At 72.3% G+C, this 1,690-nt stretch carries 1 protein-coding gene; it reads left to right on the top strand.

The features are described from left to right. Positions 1-1,690: DUF3418 domain-containing protein (locus ACPYOG_RS19115; protein WP_481295719.1), on the top strand; the 1,690-nt coding region annotated here is incomplete at both ends.

Raw genomic sequence — 1,690 nt, 5'->3', positions numbered from 1 at the left:
GAACTGGAGGAGCGGACCCGGCGGCGCGACATCCTGAACGACGACGAAGCCGTCTTCGAGTTCTACGACAAGCGCATCCCGGCCGACGTCGCATCCACCCGGTCCTTCGAGGGATGGTGGAAGAAGGCCCGGCAGGAGACGCCGGACCTCCTCACCATGACTCCGGAGGCCCTCCTCGACGAGGAGGCAGCGGAGGTCGACGAGGACGCCTTCCCGCCGGTGTGGCGCCAGGGCGACCAGCAGCTCACCCTGCGGTACCGCTTCGAGCCCGGCGCGGAGGATGACGGCGTGACCGTGCAGGTGCCGCTTCCCCTGCTCGCCGGGCTCCTGCCGGACGGATTCGACTGGCAGGTCCCGGGCCTGCGCCACGAGCTGGTCACCGCACTGATCAAATCGCTGCCGAAGGCGATCCGCCGCCAGGTCGTGCCCGCAGCGGACTGGGCACGGCGGCTGCTGGGCGAGCTCGCCGACACCGCCGGGATGCGCGCGCACGAAGGCGTGCGGCCCGCCGCATCGCTCACCGAGACGCTCGCGGCCACCATCTCCCGGTTGACCGGCTCACGGGTCAGCGCGTCCGACTTCGACCTCGAGCGGCTGCCGGCGCACCTGCGTCCGACGTTCGAGGTCATCGGCGAGCGCGGGCGGACCCTCGCCGGCGGCAAGGACCTCGGGGCGCTCCAGGACCGGCTGCGCTCTCGCGCCCGGGATTCCGTCGCCGCCGTCGCCGAGGCACGGACCCCGAACGCCCTCGAACGCGCCGGGCTGACGACCTGGGACTTCGACGAGCTCCCGCGTTTCCTCGACACCACCCACACCGGTCCGGGCGGGACCCAGAACGTGATCCGGGCCTATCCGGCGCTGGTCGACGACGGCGGATCGGTGAGCATCCGCCTGATGGGGACGCCCGCCGAGCAGGCACGCGCGATCCCGGGCGGAGTGCGCCGGCTGCTGCTCGCCAGCATCCCGTCGCCCGTCGCCTACGTGCAGCAGCACCTCACCTCGAACGAGAAGCTCACCCTCGCCGCCAGCCCCTACTCGAACACGAAGGCGCTGTTCGACGACTGCCTGCTCGCCGTCGTTGACTCCGTGCTGTACCGGATGAAGCCGGACGGCCAGGTCTTCATGCGCGCCGAGTTCGAAGCGGTGCGCGACCGCGTCTCCGGGATCGTCATGGATGCGATGTTCGAGACGGTCGCGCTGGTCACGCGCATCCTCACCGCGGCCCGCGCGGCCGAGAAGGCGATCGCGGGAGTGACGGCGCTGACCTATCTCTCTGCGCTGAACGACGCCAAGGGGCAGCTGGGCGGTCTGGTCTGGGCGGGCGGGCCGGCTGCCGCTTCGGCCCCGGCCGGGGCCTCGGCCGGACCCGGGGCCGGACCCGGGTACGGGTTCGTCTCGACGACCGGGTTGGAGCAGCTGCGGCACCTGCCCCGCTACCTGGCCGGCATCTCCCAGCGGATGCAGGCGCTGCCCACCAGCCCCGGCCGCGACCGCGCGTGGCAGACCCAGGTGGAGACAGCCGTCGCTCTCTACACCGACGCCGGCGGCCGCATCCCCCTCGCCCCGGACTCGCCGCCCTCCCTGGTGCACGCGCGATGGATGCTGGAGGAGTTCCGGGTCTCCCTCTTCGCCCAGTCCCTCGGCACCGCCGAGTCCGTCTCCCTCCAGCGCATCCGCAAGGTCCTCACCC

This window comes from Leifsonia sp. HAY1-4F (genome assembly GCF_056755275.1).
This window is presented reverse-complemented; position numbering and strand designations above follow the sequence as displayed.